The organism is Pseudomonas sp. HLS-6 TE3448, assembly GCF_053629555.1.
In genome coordinates this window covers 1,991,866-2,005,814 of record NZ_JBRJIO010000001.1, presented here as the reverse complement: position 1 = coordinate 2,005,814, position 13,949 = coordinate 1,991,866, and the positions used below count along the sequence as shown (strand labels likewise).

Annotated in this window: 13 protein-coding genes and 1 pseudogene; 8 read left to right on the top strand and 6 right to left on the bottom strand. The window is 60.8% G+C overall.

The window, feature by feature from the left end; genetic code table 11:
- The first annotated feature begins 94 nt into the window (after positions 1–94).
- Positions 95–1,048 (top strand): adenosine deaminase, encoded by a 954-nt coding sequence (locus tag AB7M23_RS09260; protein WP_099773462.1) that lies wholly within the window; start codon positions 95–97, stop codon positions 1,046–1,048.
- A gap of 69 nt (positions 1,049–1,117) precedes the next feature.
- On the opposite strand, the gene AB7M23_RS09255 is transcribed toward AB7M23_RS09260, so the two are convergent.
- Positions 1,118–1,843, bottom strand: coding sequence for an ArsR/SmtB family transcription factor (locus AB7M23_RS09255; protein WP_099773461.1), 726 nt, complete (start codon positions 1,841–1,843; stop codon positions 1,118–1,120).
- 723 nt (positions 1,844–2,566) lie between these two features.
- On the opposite strand from AB7M23_RS09255, the gene AB7M23_RS09250 reads away from it, so the two are divergent.
- Entirely contained in the window at positions 2,567–2,731 is a 165-nt protein-coding gene (locus AB7M23_RS09250; protein ID WP_176717476.1) for a hypothetical protein, read from the top strand.
- Here the strand turns inward: AB7M23_RS09250 and AB7M23_RS09245 are convergent.
- Positions 2,715–3,896, bottom strand: coding sequence for a multidrug effflux MFS transporter (locus tag AB7M23_RS09245; RefSeq protein WP_454240663.1), 1,182 nt, complete (start codon positions 3,894–3,896; stop codon positions 2,715–2,717). The genes AB7M23_RS09250 and AB7M23_RS09245 overlap by 17 nt on opposite strands.
- 119 nt (positions 3,897–4,015) lie before the next feature.
- Positions 4,016–4,213: a heavy-metal-associated domain-containing protein gene (locus AB7M23_RS09240; protein WP_065761624.1), complete on the bottom strand. Its 198-nt coding sequence runs from the start codon at positions 4,211–4,213 to the stop codon at positions 4,016–4,018.
- A 148-nt stretch (positions 4,214–4,361) separates the two neighbouring features.
- On the opposite strand from AB7M23_RS09240, the gene AB7M23_RS09235 reads away from it, so the two are divergent.
- From AB7M23_RS09235 to cueR, 3 genes are read left to right on the top strand one after another with little or no spacing between them, the layout of a single operon-like run.
- Positions 4,362–4,748, top strand: a complete 387-nt coding sequence (locus tag AB7M23_RS09235; protein ID WP_099773459.1) for a hypothetical protein — start codon at positions 4,362–4,364, stop codon at positions 4,746–4,748.
- 55 nt (positions 4,749–4,803) lie between these two features.
- A complete protein-coding gene (locus tag AB7M23_RS09230; RefSeq protein ID WP_454240662.1) occupies positions 4,804–7,206 on the top strand; it encodes a heavy metal translocating P-type ATPase in 2,403 nt (800 codons plus the stop codon).
- Positions 7,203–7,604 (top strand): Cu(I)-responsive transcriptional regulator, encoded by a 402-nt coding sequence (cueR, locus tag AB7M23_RS09225; RefSeq protein WP_065761621.1) that lies wholly within the window; start codon positions 7,203–7,205, stop codon positions 7,602–7,604. Before AB7M23_RS09230 ends, cueR begins: the two co-directional genes overlap by 4 nt.
- Positions 7,605–7,611: 7 nt before the next feature.
- Here the strand turns inward: cueR and AB7M23_RS09220 are convergent, their stop codons facing one another.
- Entirely contained in the window at positions 7,612–8,493 is an 882-nt protein-coding gene (locus tag AB7M23_RS09220; protein ID WP_099773457.1) for a PA4780 family RIO1-like protein kinase, read from the bottom strand.
- 221 nt (positions 8,494–8,714) lie between these two features.
- On the opposite strand from AB7M23_RS09220, the pseudogene AB7M23_RS09215 reads away from it, so the two are divergent.
- Together AB7M23_RS09215 and AB7M23_RS09210 are read left to right on the top strand one after the other, a co-directional pair.
- Positions 8,715–9,803, top strand: a pseudogene (locus tag AB7M23_RS09215) (cache domain-containing protein); the annotation flags it as partial.
- A 90-nt stretch (positions 9,804–9,893) separates the two neighbouring features.
- Complete coding sequence (locus AB7M23_RS09210; protein WP_371918254.1) at positions 9,894–10,661, top strand: methyl-accepting chemotaxis protein; 768 nt, start codon at positions 9,894–9,896, stop codon at positions 10,659–10,661.
- 21 nt (positions 10,662–10,682) lie between these two features.
- On the opposite strand, the gene AB7M23_RS09205 is transcribed toward AB7M23_RS09210, so the two are convergent.
- Positions 10,683–11,471 (bottom strand): AraC family transcriptional regulator, encoded by a 789-nt coding sequence (locus tag AB7M23_RS09205; RefSeq protein ID WP_065761618.1) that lies wholly within the window; start codon positions 11,469–11,471, stop codon positions 10,683–10,685.
- Between the two features lie 85 nt (positions 11,472–11,556).
- Between AB7M23_RS09205 and AB7M23_RS09200 the strand changes: the two genes are divergently transcribed.
- Entirely contained in the window at positions 11,557–12,576 is a 1,020-nt protein-coding gene (locus AB7M23_RS09200) for a bile acid:sodium symporter family protein (RefSeq protein WP_454240661.1), read from the top strand.
- Here AB7M23_RS09200 and AB7M23_RS09195 read toward each other — a convergent pair.
- The gene (locus AB7M23_RS09195; RefSeq protein ID WP_102053409.1) at positions 12,563–13,840 is read right to left on the bottom strand and encodes an acetyl-CoA C-acetyltransferase; all 1,278 of its coding nucleotides are present in this window, start codon (positions 13,838–13,840) and stop codon (positions 12,563–12,565) included. The genes AB7M23_RS09200 and AB7M23_RS09195 overlap by 14 nt on opposite strands.
- Between the last annotated feature and the right edge of the window lie 109 nt (positions 13,841–13,949).

Genomic DNA, 13,949 nt, shown 5'->3' with positions numbered 1-13,949 from the left:
CAGCGCCATCGATGGGATTACTGTCGTGATCACTCATCCTAGCAGTGTGCAGGCACGCTAGAATGACGGCATCTGTACCTGAAGAGAAACGATTATGTACGACTGGCTTAACGCGCTGCCCAAAGCAGAATTGCACCTGCACCTGGAGGGATCGCTGGAGCCCGAGTTGCTGTTCGCCCTGGCCGAACGCAACAAGATTGCCCTGCCCTGGAACGATGTCGAAGCCCTGCGCGCGGCCTACGCGTTCAACAACCTGCAGGAGTTTCTCGACCTCTATTACCAAGGCGCCGATGTACTGCGCACCGAGCAGGACTTCTACGACCTGACCTGGGCCTACCTGCAACGCTGCAAGGCGCAGAACGTGATTCACACCGAGCCGTTCTTCGACCCTCAGACCCACACCGACCGCGGCATTCCTTTTGAAGTGGTGCTCAGAGGCATTGGCCGCGCACTGGAAGATGGCCGCAAGCAATTGGGTATCAGCAGCGGCCTGATCCTCAGTTTCCTGCGTCACCTGAGCGAGGAAGAAGCCCAGAAAACGCTGGATCAGGCGCTGCCCTTTCGCGATGCATTCATTGCCGTTGGCCTGGACAGCTCGGAGCTCGGCCACCCACCCAGCAAGTTCCAGCGGGTATTCGACCGCGCCCGCAGCGAGGGTTTCCTGACCGTTGCCCACGCGGGCGAAGAAGGCCCACCGGAATACATTTGGGAGGCACTGGACCTGCTGAAAATCCAGCGTATCGACCACGGGGTTCGGGCCATCGAGGACGAGCGATTGATGCAACGCATCATCGATGAGCAAATTCCACTGACCGTCTGCCCACTGTCCAACACCAAACTCTGCGTGTTCGACCATATGAGCCATCACAACATTCTCGACATGCTCGAGCGCGGTGTGAAGGTCACGGTCAACTCCGACGACCCGGCCTACTTCGGTGGCTACGTCACGGAAAACTTCCATGCCCTGTACACCCACCTGGGCATGACCCAAGACCAGGCCCGTCGCCTGGCGCAGAACAGCCTGGATGCACGTCTGATCAAGGCCTGAGCCCAGATGGGGTAGTGGCTGTCCAGCCACTACCCCAAACTAGCGCGCGACACTAACAGATAACGGCCTTCAGCCAGCCACCTTGGCCACGACGGGTTGAGCCATCTGACGAATCTTGTGCATACCGGCTGAGGTGATATGCAAGGCGCGTGAATCATCGTTCACGCGAACCCAACCAGACTGGATAAACAATTTTAATACGCTGCTTCCCAACGCCCCGCCCAGATGCGGACGCCGCTCACTCCACTCACTGCAACAATTGCACGGAACGCCTATCTTGCGCTGTCGTTGAGCCAACGCCTCAATGTAAATGCCCAGACGGGCAAACTCCACACGCCCCTCCTGAGTCACTTCAAGCTGCTGCTCGACCAACTCCAACCAACCGCAGTCAAGTAACCGCTGATAGAGGTCGGCCGCCAACTCGCCTCCCAGGTGATCGCCACACAAACGTGCCCGACGCATCGACAAGGGAATGCTGGGGTTGCCTTTCTCGGCCGCGCTGCCTTTCACCTCAAGCCCGAGGACCTGAACACTGGCCAGCGCCTCAACGGCCGCCCCAACCTCGGGCGTTGCGAGCTTGAAGTAACGTTTACGTCCGCGCGCCTCCAGCTTCAACAGGCCACTGGCCGACAACCTGGCCAAATGCGCGCACGCCGAGGAGGGCGTCAGCCCGGCCATCACGGCCAGTTCCTCCGAAGGCCGAGCCATCCCATCAATCAACGCCCAGAGCATGGCGCTACGTTTTGGGTCAGCCAGCAAGGTTGCAACTTTGCTTATACTCGAAACAGATTTCATCTCTTCACTCCCCGAGAAAAAGTCACTCTTTGCCAATTGATCAGGACACTATCAACAGCGATGCTCCGCTCCCGTGAGCGCAGAGAGCCGACTGTTTCGCAGACAACTACTAGATCGATGAAATCAAATGATGGGAGGCCCGCAGTTCGTTCCCTGCCATGGAAGCATCTCACGCTGTTAAACGATGACAACGCCAGTATAAGCCTGCGCATGGAAACAAAAATCACTTAAACCCGAGGCTACGCCGACAATACTCTGTGCTTCCCTCAACCTTGAACAAAATTAATGCCGGTTGATATAAGCGGCCTTTTCAACCCTCTAACCTTCACGCCACGAAAACCATGTCTCGTAGCGTTTTATTTAATAATTATGTTCTTTCATTGACGTAACAAAGCCTACGCAGCAAGTACATTAAACCCGCAGATAAATAGTCTGTAATTGTAAGATGGGCGGAGTGACGTACTATACGAAACTAACACTCGTGCCTCCGGTAATTGCCGGCAACACTCATTGCATGAGCCCTGTGACAACTGCAATGGCATACCGAGCGGCGTTGCGCTCATGCCTTGCGGGAAAGAGGCCAGGTCAAAGGCATGCATGTGCTGGACGGTTTCCGAGCTACAGGCATGACCGCCAGTCAGCCTGATGACCCAGGTCATGTCGCCCCCTGTGCACCAACGCTAAACTGACTTCACCTGTTACTTGCCAAGTGGAGTCGGTGCGATGAACATCGTTGTCAAAGCAGTCGCTACAAAACCCGGAAGCCCATGGCAAGTGCAACTCGACCAGCACGTGGTGAGCTTTCGCAGCGAAGCCGAAGCACGCGCCTTCGTCACCACGCTGCAAGCCCGCCTACAGGCACCGCATCCACTCAAGCGGGTCGGCTGAGCATCAGCCAGCGTGTGACCTGAGAGAACACAACGGCCATCACGCCGCACAAGCTGATCACCAGTGCCATCGGTATGGCGCTGCCATCATCCAGTACGCTGACCAACGCCGCAGCACCTGCTGCCACACTGAACTGCAGGCACCCCAGTAATGCCGAAGCACTCCCAGCCCGCGCGCCCTGACCATTCATGGCACAGGCCGAGGCATTCGGCACAATCGCGCCCAGGCTGGCAATGCCTATGAACAACGGTATCAACAACGGCCACAAGGCGGCCGGATGCAGAGCGCTGAGCGCCAGTAGAACCAGCCCGGCCGTCACGTATACCCATACCGCCCGCGACAACAGCGCAGCTGGGCCGCGCTTGGCCAACAACCGCGCATTCACTTGCGCCATCAAGATGAACCCGGCGGCATTGGTGCCGAACAACCAGCCGTAGTGCTCGGCAGGCACACCGTACAGTTTGATGAACACGAACGGTGAACCTGCGATGTAGGCAAACATACCCGCGATGGCGACACCGCCGGTCAGGGCATGCCCAAGAAAGACACGGTCGTTGAGCAAGCGCCCATACTGGCGCAACGCACCAGACAAGGGCTGACGCGGCTGATGCGCGGGCAAGCTCTCCGGCAAACCCAGTAACACCGCCAAGGTGCATAAGGCACTGAACACCGTCAGCACCAGGAAAATCGACTGCCAGCCGTGCAAACTGACCAGAACCCCACCGAACATCGGCGCCAGAATCGGCGCAAGGCCCATGACCAGCATCAACTGGGAAAAGACCTTGGCCGAGCCAACGGCATCGCACGTATCACTGACAATCGCTCGCGATAAGACCATCCCGGCACAACCGCCCAACGCCTGAACAAAACGCGCCACAATCAGCGCCTCCAGTGTCGGTGCGAACGCACAGGCCAGCGAGGCAACGGTAAACAGCACAAGGCCGATCAACAGCGGAATACGACGCCCGAAACGATCGGCCACCGGCCCGTAGGCCAACTGCCCCAGGGACAGGCCAAGAAAGTAGGCGGCCAACGTCGCCTGAATGTGCTTCTCATCGGTGGCGAACGCCTGAGCCATGGCCGGAAAGCCCGGCAAATAGAAATCAATTGCCAGGGGGCCGAAGGCACTCAAGGCACCAAGAATCAAAACGGTTCGCAGGTTCATCGGAAATCCGTAGCAGGCTAAGCAAGTTCGCTAGTCTAACCGTACGGGATCCATTACAGATGAGCTGTTGGCCATTGCTGTAAAAAAAAGAGCGAACCTGCGTCCGCCCTTTCAGGTCATCAGGCCACCTCGGCCTGATAACCTTCTTCATGGATCAGTTCGATAATTTTCGAAGGTGTCAGGGTGCTTTGCACACGTACCTGTTTCTGACCCAGATCGACTTCAACCACCGCCGTCGGATCCTGGTTTTGCACCGCGTGGGTAACCGCTTTGACGCAGTGGCCGCAGGTCATGCCTTGGACATTGAATACATGCATCGGGAGTGCCTCCGTTCAGGTTTTGATGCAGTCTCAAGCTTGCCACCGTGGCAAGGTCAAGTTCCTCGATCTGCTGCCGGGCTGGAAATCGGCGCCCGCCTCGGCCAAGCTGCGCTCCTGACGATTCATGATTCAGGAGATTCAACTCATGCGCAGGGCAGCATTGGGCCTTTTCGGCCTGCTGGGTATGTTCGGCCTCGCCCCCCAGGCCAGTGCCGAAGGCCCCTCGGACTATAGCGTGCTGATCATTTCCCGGGAACGCCTGGAAGTGGCGACGACCTGCGAGATAGGTCTGTACCTCAATGATCAGCTGGCGGGCCGACTGTTCCAGGAACAATCGACTTCGTTCAACCTGCCAGCAGGCCCGGTAGCAGTGCGCATGCGCTTGTTGCCAGGGCAAGCCCCCGGCTGCCTGCCGGGTATCGAGAATCAACGCAGCACCCAATTGAACCTGCAGGCCGGGCAGATCAATAAGTACCGAATAGCGGTGGATCAAAATGGCCTCTACCTGAAAAAGGCAAGCCTGGGCTATTGACCTTCCCCGCGTGGGAAGGTTGAAGCTGGAGGCACGCCCAAGGAGGAACGCCCCCATGCCCGAATCTACCACCTTCGACCTGCCAATCGCCGGCATGACCTGCGCCAGCTGCGCAGGTCGCGTCGAGCGAGCATTGCGCAAGGTCGCTGGCACCGAACAGGTCAGTGTCAACCTTGCCACTGAGCAGGCACGCGTCACCGCACCGCTGCAGAGCCTGCCGGCATTGCTTGAAGCCGTCACGGATGCCGGCTACAGCGTGCCCACTCAAAGCCTTGAGCTGCAGATCAGCGGGATGACCTGCGCGTCCTGCGTCGGTCGGGTCGAACGCGCACTGGCCAAAGTGCCCGGGGTTCACCGCGTTAGCGTCAACCTGGCCAACGAGCGCGCCCATGTCGAGGTTCTCGGCACGATTGATACCGCGCTGTTGACTGGCGCAGTCGAACGCGCCGGTTACACTGCCAGCCTGCCGCTCACCGGCAAGGCCGATCAGGACGTCGCCGAGCGCCGCTTGCACAAGGAGCGGTGGGCGGTGGGCCTGGCGATTGCCTTGGCCCTGCCGCTGGTACTGCCAATGCTGCTGCAGCCCTTCGGTATTCACTGGATGCTGCCGGCCTGGCTGCAGTTCGCCCTGGCCACGCCGGTTCAGTTCATCCTGGGTGCACGCTTCTATGTCGCCGCCTGGAAGGCCGTGCGGGCCGGGGCAGGCAATATGGACCTGCTGGTCGCGCTGGGTACCAGCGCCGGTTACGGCCTGAGCCTCTATGAGTGGGCGCGCACCAGCTCCGGCAGCATGTCCCACCTGTACTTTGAAGCCTCAGCGGTGGTGATCGCTTTGGTACTGCTCGGCAAGTACCTGGAGAGCCGCGCCAAACGCCAGACGGCCAGTGCCATCCGCGCCCTGGAGGCACTGCGCCCTGAACGTGCGTTGCAGGTGATCGATGGCCAGGAGCGGGATGTGCCGATCAGCGCCTTGCGCTTGAATGACCTGGTAATGGTCAAGCCGGGCGAACGCTTCCCGGTGGATGGCGAGGTGATCGAAGGGCAAAGTCATGCCGATGAAGCCTTGATCAGTGGCGAGAGCCTGCCCGTGCCCAAGCAACCCGGCGACCGTGTAACCGGCGGCGCGATCAACGGGGAAGGCCGCTTGCTGGTGCGTACCCTGGCGCTGGGCACCGAAACCGTGTTGGCCCGCATCATCCGCTTGGTCGAAGACGCTCAGGCGGCCAAGGCGCCGATCCAGAAACTGGTCGACCGCGTCAGCCAGGTATTCGTGCCCGTGGTGCTCCTGCTGGCCCTGGCGACACTCGCGGGTTGGTGGCTGGTCGGCGCCCCCATGGAAACTGCACTGCTCAACGCCGTCGCGGTTCTGGTCATCGCCTGCCCCTGTGCACTGGGCCTGGCGACACCGACAGCCATCATGGCCGGTACCGGCGTGGCGGCTCGCCACGGTATCCTGATCAAGGACGCAGAAGCGCTGGAGCGCGCCCATGCGGTCAATCGCGTGGTCTTCGACAAGACCGGTACCTTGACCTCCGGTAGCCCGCGCATTGTCCACAGCCAAGCGGTGGTCGGCGATCAGGCGCAGTTGTTGCAACTGGCCGGTGCGCTGCAGCGTGGCAGTGAACACCCATTGGCCAAGGCTGTTCTCGACGCCTGTGATGAACAGCACCTGGAAGTGCCGCCCATCAGCGCCAGCCAATCCCTCACCGGACGCGGCATCGCCGGTAGCCTGGATGGACGCGAACTGGCGCTGGGTAACCGCCGGCTGCTTGATGAAAGTGGCTTGCAACCGGGCGATCTGGCCAAGGCTGCACAGGAATGGGAAGCAGAAGGTCGTACCCTTTCCTGGCTGATCGAGCGCGCCCCGCAGGCTCGCGTGCTGGGCTTGCTGGCCTTTGGTGACAGCCTCAAGCCTGGCGCCCTGCAAGCGGTTCAACAGCTCAGTGAGCAAGGCATCAGCAGCCACCTGCTAACCGGCGACAACCGTGGCAGCGCGCGCGTGGTGGCCCTGGCACTGGGTATCGAAGACGTGCATGCCGAAGTGTTGCCGGCAGACAAAGCCGCCACCGTTCTGGCACTCAAACGCTCAGGCACCGTGGCCATGGTCGGCGACGGCATCAACGACGCTCCTGCCTTGGCGGCGGCGGACATCGGCATTGCCATGGGCGGAGGTACTGACGTTGCCATGCAGGCCGCCGGTATTACCCTGATGCGCGGTGATCCGCGCCTGGTGCCAGCGGCCCTGGAGATCAGCCGCAAGACCTACGCCAAGATCCGCCAGAACCTGTTCTGGGCCTTTATCTACAACATGATCGGGATTCCGTTGGCCGCTTTCGGCTTGCTCAACCCGGTGCTGGCGGGTGCTGCCATGGCCCTGTCCAGTGTCAGTGTGGTCAGCAACGCACTGTGGCTTAAAACCTGGAAACCCGAGATCCGACAACAGGACGACGCCTCATGAACATTGGTCAAGCCGCCCGCCACACGGGCCTCAGCGCCAAGATGATCCGTTACTACGAGTCGATTGGCCTGCTCAAGCCAGCCCTGCGCAGCGACAGCGGCTATCGCCTCTACCAACCGGAAGACCTGCACAGCCTGGCCTTCATCAAGCGCTCACGCGACCTGGGTTTCTCGCTTGAGGAAGTCGCTCGGCTGCTCACACTCTGGCAAGACCGCCAGCGCGCCAGTGCCGATGTGAAGGCACTGGCCAATGAACACATTGCCGACCTCAATCGCCGTATTGACGAACTGGTCAGCCTGCGTGACACCCTGAGTGAACTGGTCGCCCACTGCCAGGGCGACGACCGGCCGGACTGCCCGATCCTCAAGGACCTGGCTGCCGGCGGTTGCTGCCACTAACCCTGGCTTACTGCATCCAGGGCGGGGTAGGCTCGGCCTCCACGCCCTCCTGTGCAAGGGCTGCGCGACGACGGGCTTCGTCGGCGCGCGCGGCATCGATTTCACGCATCACATCGGCCACATTGGCACTGTGCTCGGTTTCAGCAAACTGCCCGCTCAACTCGGTGTCCGGCAGCAGTTCACCCGCCTGATACAGCGCCCACATTTCCTTGGCGTATCGGGTTGCCTTGAGCTCGGGCGCAAAGCGCCCAAAGTAGCTGGCCATGTTGCCAACATCGCGCTCAAGCATGCTGAACGCATGGTTGTTGCCCGCGGCATCCACCGCCTGCGGCAGGTCGATAATCACCGGCCCCTCTGGCCCCAGCAGCACGTTGAACTCCGACAGGTCGCCATGCACCAACCCGGCGCAGAGCATCAACACGATCTGGCGAATGACAAATGCGTGGTACTCCAAGGCCTGCTCGGGCTCAAGCTCCACATCATTGAGGCGCGGCGCAGCGTCGCCATGTTCGTCGACGACCAGCTCCATCAGCAGTACACCGTCGAGAAAGTCATAGGGCTTGGGAACCCGAACACCTGCGTTCGCCAAGCGGAACAGCGCGGCTACTTCGGCGTTCTGCCAGGCCTCTTCAGCCTCCTTGCGTCCATACTTCGAGCCCTTGGCCATGGCACGTGCCTGGCGGCTGTTGCGTACTTTACGACCTTCCTGGTACTCGGCGGCCTGACGGAAACTGCGCTTGTTAGCCTCTTTGTAGACCTTGGCGCAGCGCAGGTGCTGACCGCAGCGTACCACGTAGACCGCTGCCTCCTTGCCACTCATCAGGGGGCGCAACACTTCGTCGACCAACCCGTCTTCCACGAGCGGTTCAATCCGTTTTGGCGTCTTCATCAGCTTTGATTCTGGCTCCTTGTGAGGCGTATAGGGGTTTGTAACGGCAAACCGCGCGACCCGCCATTCTTTTTATGAGTAAAACGCCGGCAAAAAGTCAGATTCGGCTGTTTTGCCAATAAACACGGGGGTTTTCTTCTACGACACTTTATTTCCTCTGCACCCTGCCGATCCACTCTTTAGAGGGTTCATGTGTTTAATAAGAATGATTCGGAGCGCGGATGAACATCAAACAGAAATTGACCTGGGCCTTTGCCGTCATTGCCAGCCTGCCCATTCTGGTGGTCGCCACGCTGGTGGTGTTGAACCTGCGCACGGACGCTCGTGAATCCTTCATCGACGGCAGCAACCGCGAGATTCGCCAAGTCGCCAATGCCATGCAGCTGTTTTTTGAAGGCATCAGCCAGAACATCGACTACATGGCCGCACAGCCTCTGTTCACTGACACCGGCGCGGGATTGAAACAGTACATCAGTGCCGATGCAGCCAGTATCGCCCAAGGCGAACAGGACAAGCGCCTGGTCGACTTCTTCACTCGCATGGCCGCCAGTCATCCCGCTTACGCCTATGTTTCCTACGGCGTCAAAGACGGCGGTTACGCCTCCTGGCCAGATGATCCGAAACTGGCCAACTATGATCCGCGCCAACGCCCCTGGTACCAGACCGCGATGGCCAACCCAGGCAAAACACTGCGCACTGCTGCTTACTACTGGGCACCTGATGACGCGGTACTGCTCAGCACCGTACGCACCGTGTCGAACTCATTGGGTTCGCCCGGTGGAGTGGTCAGCGTCGATGTTTCGATCAAACAGCTGACCGAGTTGGTCAAGCAGATCAAGCTGGGTGAAAGCGGCTACCTGATGCTGCTTGAACGCAACGGCAACGTACTGGTCGACCCACATCAACCCGAGCACAACTTCAAGACACTGGGCTCTCTGGGCGAGGGCTATGCGCAACTGGCCAAGGTCGAGAAAGGGCTGGTAGAAGTCGAGCTTGATGGCGTGCGCTACATGGCCAACGTCTGGCCGTCCGAACAACTGGGCTGGAGCTTTATCGGCCTGGTCCGTCAGGACGAAGTCATGGGCGCGGCCACGCAACTGACCTGGTTGATCGCGGCCATTGCCTTGGTGCTGGCCGCCGTCTTCGCCGTAGTCGGGGCGACCTTCGCGCGCTTGATCGTACGCCCGATCAACAGCGTCAGCCTGGGCCTGGAAGGCATTGCCCAGGGCGAAGGTGACCTGACCCGCAACCTCGAAGTCCGGGGTCGTGACGAAACCGCTCAACTGGCCAACTGGTTCAACCAGTTCCTCGCGGCCATCCGCAGCCTCATCCAGCATATCGGCCAGGCTGCCGGAAAGATCCTCGCCACCTCCAGCAACTCGACCCGCGTCTCCGGCGACATGGTCGAAGCCGCCGGGCGCCAGCGTGAAGCGGTGGATATGGTGTCCACGGCGTTCCATGAAATGGTTGCCACCGCCAACGAAGTCGCGCGCTCCTGCAGCCAGGCCGCCGAATCGGCCGACAGCGGCCAACAGCAGGCCCGGGAAGGCCAGCAGCAGATCGACGCAGCCGTTCAGAGCGTTGATCGCCTGAGCCAGGAAATCGAGCAGTCCGCGCAATCGATGCAACAACTGGAGCGCGACAGCAACGACATCCAGTCGATTCTCGGCACCATCCGCTCCATCGCCGAACAGACCAACCTGCTGGCGCTCAACGCCGCCATTGAGGCCGCACGCGCCGGTGAGCAGGGTCGAGGGTTCGCCGTGGTGGCCGACGAAGTCCGTGCCCTGGCCAAACGCACGGCCGACTCCACGGCCGAAATCGATGGCTTGCTGGGGAATCTGGCGCAACGCACCAGCCAGGTTGCGCAACAAATGCACGCCAGCCTGGAAGTGTCGCAACAATCGGTCAGCCGTATTGGCATGGCACGCACCAGCTTCGGGCAGATCCGCGAGTCGGTGGACGTCATTCGTGACATGAACACCCAGATCGCCACTGCAGCCGAAGAGCAGCACCAGGTCGCCGAGGACATCAACCGGCACATCAGCCAGATCCATGGTGACGCGCAACTGGTGGCCGAACTGGCTAGCGCAGCGCGGCATGACTCCGAAAGCCTGGCCGGGTTGTCCAACGAACTGGATTCGCTGGTGCGCCGCTTCCGTACCTGATGCCTTGCCTTGGGGGGTCGGCTACAGGCCCAGGCTCCCCGGGGTAAAACCAAACAAGCGCTTGAACGCTGCGATATAGGCAGAGGTTGAGTCATAACCACACCCCAGCGCAGCCTCCGTTACCCCTGCGCCCTGTTCAAGCACGCTGAGCGAGGACAGTAGGCGCATCCGCTGGCGCCAGCCTCGAAAGCTCAAACCGGTCTCGCGCTGGAACAGGCGAGTCAGGGTTTTCTCCGACATGTTCAACTGCTCCGCCCACTGGCCAAGACTGTCCGACTGTGTTGGCTGCTCAAGCAGGCTGTCGCATAGTTCACGTAAGCGCGGATGCTGTGGCAACGGCAAGGAAAAGCCCACCTCTGCCAGGCCCTGCAACTGGTCAAGCAATACCTGCACCAGGCGCGCCTCGGGGCTGTTGCCTTCGGGGTACTCCACCGGCAACTGGCAAAACTGCTTGATCAACTCACGGGCCAGCGGCGTGACGGCCAGCACCCGACAGCCGTCCGGCGCCCACTGCGCATCCTCACGTCGCACATACACACTGCGCATCTCGGCACGCATCGACGTCACCACTTCATGCTCGACCCCCGCAGGAATCCAGATGCCCCACTGTGGCGGTGCAAAGTAACTGCCTTCAGCGGTATAGACCCCAAGCACACCGCTGATCGCATAGGAGAACTGCACCCAATCATGTTGATGGCGCGAGGTCCAGGATCCGGCGCTGAGACTTTCGGCTCGCGCATACAGCGGCCGGGGCAGGCGCTCCAGCGTGGGAATCGGGCGAGGGCCTGAAGGTTGTCCGTTACGCGGCATCGATTGACCTGGTATCGCAAGACGGTAGAGACCTCGCAGGTTAGCCTCTGTCATCGCCAATTACAAAATATCCACAGGCCTCCCCATGCAAGCGTTCAAACACCTCAAGCGCGTGGTAACCGACTGGTTCCTCTGCGGCATGTTCATCGCCACCCTGCTCGCCTGGCTGTTCCCTCGCTTTGGAAGCAGCGGTGGTGCCCTGCATGCCGAGTACGTGACCAACATCGGCGTGTTCCTGGTGTTTTTCCTGCACGGGGTCAACCTGTCCAGCGAACAGATTCGTCACGGCCTGAAAAACTGGCGCCTGCACCTGATGGTGCAAGGCTTTACCTTCGTGGCCTTTCCCCTGCTCTGGCTGGTCGGCAAGACATTACTGGGTACCCAGGTACCGGCCCTGCTGATGCTGGGCTTCCTCTACCTGTGCGCCCTGCCCTCAACCATCTCGTCCTCGGTGGCGCTTACCGGTAGCGCCAAGGGCAACGTACCCGCTGCGATTCTCAACGCCAGCCTGTCCAGCGTGCTGGGTATCTTCATCACCCCTTGGTTGGTCAGCCTGGTGGTTGGCAGCGGCAGTGACGGCATCGATCTTGGCTCAACCTTGCTCGACCTGTGCGCCATGCTCCTGCTGCCGCTGCTGCTTGGGCAACTGCTGCGGCCCTGGCTCGGACACCTCTTCGCCCGTTACAAGCGCTACACCGCCGTGTTGGACAAACTGGTGATCCTGCTGCTGGTCTATGCCGCGTTCTGCAACTCGATGGTCTCGGGAATGTGGCAACAACAGGGCACCGCAGTGATCGCTATGGCCCTGCTCGGCAGTGCATTGTTGCTGGCGCTGGTGCTATGGCTGACCACTCGAAGTGCACGCGCCTTGAACTTCAGCCCGGCAGACGAAATCGCCGCAGTGTTCTGCGCCAGCAAGAAGTCCCTGGCCGCCGGCGCACCCATGGCTGCACTGATCTTCGGCGCTCACCCCGGGCTTGGGCTGATCCTGCTGCCGATCATGATCTACCACCCGCTGCAATTGATCGTCTGCTCAGTCATGGCCGAGCAGTACGCCAACCGTACAACTCGCGTCGACAGCAGCGCCGCCCTCAGCGCTCAATAATCGCCGTCACGCCCTGGCCGCCGGCGGCACAGATAGAAATCAGCCCGCGGCCTTTGCCGGCATGTGCCAACAGCTTGGCCATATTGGCCAGGATGCGCCCGCCGGTCGCGGCAAACGGATGCCCGGCCGCCAACGAACTGCCCTTGACGTTGAGCTTGCTGCGGTCGATGCGGCCCAGCGGCGCCTCAAGGCCAAGACGGTCGCGGCAGTAAACAGGGTCTTCCCAAGCCTTGAGCGTGCATAACACCTGCGCGGCAAACGCCTCATGGATTTCGTAGTAGTCGAAGTCCTGCAGGCTCAAGCCATTGCGCGCCAGCAGCCGTGGCACCGCATAGGCCGGGGCCATCAACAGCCCCTCCTGGCCCCGGACAAAATCCACCGCCGCGCTCTCGCCGTCGACCAGCCAGGCCATCACCGGCAAACCACGCTCCTGCGCCCAGGCTTCACTCCCCAGCAAGACCACCGAGGCACCATCGGTCAACGGCGTCGAGTTACCTGCCGTGAGGCTGCCTTGGCTGCTTCGATCGAACACCGGTTTGAGTGCAGCGAGCGTGTCCAGGGTAAGGTCGGGGCGCAGGTTCTGGTCGCGGTTCAAACCAAGGAAAGGTGTCAGCAGGTCATCGTGCCAGCCCTCGGCAAAAGACGCCGCCAGGTTCTGATGGCTGCGCAAGGCCAGTTCATCCTGAGCCAGACGCTCAATCTGCCAGGTACGCGCCATCAACTCGCAGTGCTGGCCCATCGACAGGCCTGTGCGAGGCTCGCCATTACGCGGCAATTCGGGCTTCAGGTGCCGAAAGCGCAGTTGCAACAGTGCCTTGAGCTTTTCACCCGTACCTTTCGCCCGATTGGCCTGCAAGAGGATCCGACGCAAGCCTTCGCTCACCGCAATCGGCGCATCCGAAGTGGTATCAACACCCCCGGCAACCCCGCATTCGATCTGCCCCAGAGCGATCTTGTTGGCGACCAGCAACGCCGCTTCCAGCCCAGTGCCACACGCTTGCTGCACATCATAGGCCGGCGTTTGCGCTGACAACCGCGAGCCGAGGACACATTCGCGGGCCAGGTTGAAATCCCGTGAATGCTTGAGCACCGCGCCAGCGGCCACCTCGCCCAGGCGCACGCCGTGCAGGCTGAAGCGCTCGATCAGCCCCTCCAGGGCCGCAGTGAGCATGTCCTGGTTGCTGGCCTTGGCATAAGGGCCATTCGCGCGAGCAAAGGGGATTCGGTTACCACCGATGATTGCGACCCGGCGCAAAGAACGCATGCACAACCTCCTTGTGTTGAGGGCAGACTCGATACAGCGTAGGTGTTTTTTCCACCTTCAAGCGACCAACGGCAAAACATGGTCCACACTTTGAGGCTGATCTCATGGA

Coding starts and splice junctions, on each gene's coding strand:
- AB7M23_RS09260 (WP_099773462.1), top strand. CDS start 95: ATGTACGACTGGCTTAACGCGCTGCCCAAAGCAGAATTGCACCTGCAC.
- AB7M23_RS09255 (WP_099773461.1), bottom strand. CDS start 1,843: ATGAAATCTGTTTCGAGTATAAGCAAAGTTGCAACCTTGCTGGCTGAC.
- AB7M23_RS09250 (WP_176717476.1), top strand. CDS start 2,567: ATGAACATCGTTGTCAAAGCAGTCGCTACAAAACCCGGAAGCCCATGG.
- AB7M23_RS09245 (WP_454240663.1), bottom strand. CDS start 3,896: ATGAACCTGCGAACCGTTTTGATTCTTGGTGCCTTGAGTGCCTTCGGC.
- AB7M23_RS09240 (WP_065761624.1), bottom strand. CDS start 4,213: ATGCATGTATTCAATGTCCAAGGCATGACCTGCGGCCACTGCGTCAAA.
- AB7M23_RS09235 (WP_099773459.1), top strand. CDS start 4,362: ATGCGCAGGGCAGCATTGGGCCTTTTCGGCCTGCTGGGTATGTTCGGC.
- AB7M23_RS09230 (WP_454240662.1), top strand. CDS start 4,804: ATGCCCGAATCTACCACCTTCGACCTGCCAATCGCCGGCATGACCTGC.
- cueR (WP_065761621.1), top strand. CDS start 7,203: ATGAACATTGGTCAAGCCGCCCGCCACACGGGCCTCAGCGCCAAGATG.
- AB7M23_RS09220 (WP_099773457.1), bottom strand. CDS start 8,493: ATGAAGACGCCAAAACGGATTGAACCGCTCGTGGAAGACGGGTTGGTC.
- AB7M23_RS09210 (WP_371918254.1), top strand. CDS start 9,894: ATGGTCGAAGCCGCCGGGCGCCAGCGTGAAGCGGTGGATATGGTGTCC.
- AB7M23_RS09205 (WP_065761618.1), bottom strand. CDS start 11,471: ATGCCGCGTAACGGACAACCTTCAGGCCCTCGCCCGATTCCCACGCTG.
- AB7M23_RS09200 (WP_454240661.1), top strand. CDS start 11,557: ATGCAAGCGTTCAAACACCTCAAGCGCGTGGTAACCGACTGGTTCCTC.
- AB7M23_RS09195 (WP_102053409.1), bottom strand. CDS start 13,840: ATGCGTTCTTTGCGCCGGGTCGCAATCATCGGTGGTAACCGAATCCCC.